The following is a 705-nucleotide window of genomic DNA, read 5'->3' on the forward strand; positions in this document are numbered from 1 at the left end:
ACGACCCAAGGAGCGATGTCCCGACCTGCGTCGAGATGACGGCCGCGAACGTCAATGACATCGAGATCGGCCGACAGACCCCAATCCAGCCCGCCACCACCTATGTGTTTGACAAGGGCTATTGCCGTTTCGACTGGTGGCAGAAGATCAATGATAGCAAGGCTTTCTTCGTTACCCGGGCGAAGACGAGCATCCGTCTTCGCTCGCTCAGGCATCGCGCCATCCGCAAGCGTAACGGGGATGGCTTCGAAATCCTTGCCGATGACGAGGTGAAGCTCACCAGCAAGGGCGATTCGCGCCTTCCAATCCCGCTCCGCCGCATCAAGATCAGACGCGAGAAAGGCGGCAAGATCACACTCCTGACCAACGACCTTGCCCGTAGCGCCGTCGAGATCGCCGCCCTCTACAAGAGCCGATGGCAAATCGAGCTGCTGTTCCGCTGGATCAAGCAGCATCTCGATATTCGCAAGTTCCTCGGCGCCAACGACAACGCGATCCGCCTTCAGGTGCTCGCTGCGATGATTGCCTACCTGCTGCTGCGCATCGCCGCTCACACCAACTGCATCAAAATGCTCCCGCTCAGGTTCGCCGAACTCGTCGGCCAGCTCCTGCTCACGCGTCGATCCCTCGCTGCCATCGACAAACCTCCGCCCATCAACCCCAGCCGTCGGAAATCAACCATCTCACCTGACCAGATGGAGCTCC

General features: G+C 59.7%; 1 protein-coding gene. It reads left to right on the forward strand.

The annotated features are described in order from the left end of the window. Positions 1 to 35 precede the first annotated feature (35 nt). A partial coding sequence (locus tag Q2M23_RS43740; protein WP_316399547.1) for an IS4 family transposase occupies positions 36 to 705 on the forward strand: 670 nt, incomplete at its 3' end.

Origin of the sequence: Bradyrhizobium sp. 33ap4, from assembly GCF_032654765.1 — a bacterium.
GTDB lineage: Bacteria > Pseudomonadota > Alphaproteobacteria > Rhizobiales > Xanthobacteraceae > Bradyrhizobium > Bradyrhizobium australafricanum.